Source organism: Kineococcus vitellinus, from assembly GCF_009906315.1.
GTDB lineage: Bacteria > Actinomycetota > Actinomycetes > Actinomycetales > Kineococcaceae > Kineococcus > Kineococcus vitellinus.
On sequence record NZ_JAAALL010000542.1, the window covers coordinates 1 to 1399 of the forward strand.

The 1399-nt window shown below is 82.9% G+C and carries 2 protein-coding genes; both read left to right on the forward strand.

From position 1 onward, the window contains the following. Window positions 1-224: 224 nt before the first annotated feature. On the forward strand, window positions 225-458 hold the full coding sequence (locus tag GTQ99_RS23250; protein ID WP_166618017.1) for a hypothetical protein: 234 nt from the start codon (window positions 225-227) through the stop codon (window positions 456-458). A gap of 72 nt (window positions 459-530) precedes the next feature. Continuing rightward, window positions 531-1399: hypothetical protein (locus GTQ99_RS23255; RefSeq protein WP_166618018.1), on the forward strand; the 869-nt coding region annotated here is incomplete at its 3' end.

Sequence of the window (1399 nt, forward strand, 5' to 3'; positions counted from 1 at the left end):
GGCGGGCGCCGGCGGGCGGGGTGCGGGTCGTGCCGACGAGCATGCGAGGCACCGTAGGCACCCGCGCGGACACGACGGGGCCGCGACACGCCCCCGCGGGGCCGCTCCGCTGCCCGGACCAGCGGTGCGGGGCTCGTGTCGGAGGGCGCTGGCACAGTGCGGGCACCGGTCGGGGGACCGGGCCGGGCGCCGCGCAGCGGGTCCGCGAACCGCTGGAGGTGCTGGTGCTCATCGACTGCGACGACTGCACGGTCCGCCCGCACGCGTGCTCCGAGTGCGTGGTCTCGGTGCTGCTGGGCCCACCCGGCGACGCCGTCCTGGACGCCGAGGAGCGCGACGCCGTCGAGGTGCTCGCCGCCTCCGGCCTCGTGCCGCCGCTGCGGCTGGCGCCGGGGCCGGCGGCCGCGGCGCGGGAGGGGCGCCCGGTCCGCCGGCCCGCCCGCCGGGCCGCGGGGTGAGCCGCGGCGACCTCCCCGGGTGACCCGGCGGTATCTTGCGGCGCGCCGCGCGGCGGCTGGCACGATGACCGGGTGCGAGACCCCGCGGCGGCCCCCGGTCGGCGCGCGCTCGTGGCCGCGGGCCTGCTGGGCCTCGCCGGCTGCACGGCACCCGCGCGCTCCTCGCGCGCGGCGCGGCCCTCGGCCGCCGACGTCGGGGACCTGCTGGCCCGCCGGGCCGCGGCGCTGCTCGCCGGCGACCCGGTGAGCGCCGCCGCCGTCTACGCCCCGGCCGACCGCGAGCGCGTGCGGCGGGTCGACGCCCGCGCCGTCGGCGCCGGGCTGGTGGAGTGGGCGGCCGAGGAGGTGCGCGTGGGCGCCGACGCCGTCGAGGTGGCCGTGCGCAGCCGGCTGGCCGGCGAGGGCCGGGCCGTCCGCTCGCACGTGCGCGCCGGGTGGGTGCGCGAGGGCGGCGGCTGGTCGCTGCTGCTCCTGGACGGCGGCACCCCGCAGCCGTGGGACCTCGGCGAGGTCCGGGCCGCCGTCGTCGAGGGCGGGGTGGTCCTGCACCCGCCCGGCCCCCTGCCGCCCGCACCGGGCCCCCGCAGCAGCGGGGGCGCGGACGGGAGCGCGGGTGCGAGCGCCGACGCGGCGGCGCTCGCCCGGGACGCGGCCGAGGACCTCGCCGCCGCCACCGCCCGCGTCGACGCCACCTGGGGCGGCGACTGGCCCCGCGGCACCGCGGTGGTCGTGGTCGCCACCTCCGCCCAGGCCGCGCTGCTGGCCGGCCCGGGGGCGGGCGCGGCCGGTGCGTTCGACGCGCTCGCGGTCGGGCAGGACGCGCAGCTCGCCGACGGCGCACCCGCCGGGGTGCGCGTCGTCCTCGCCGCCGACCGCGCCGGCCGGCTCACCCGGCTGGGCCGGTCGGTGACGCTGACCCACGAGCTCGTGCACGTGGCCAC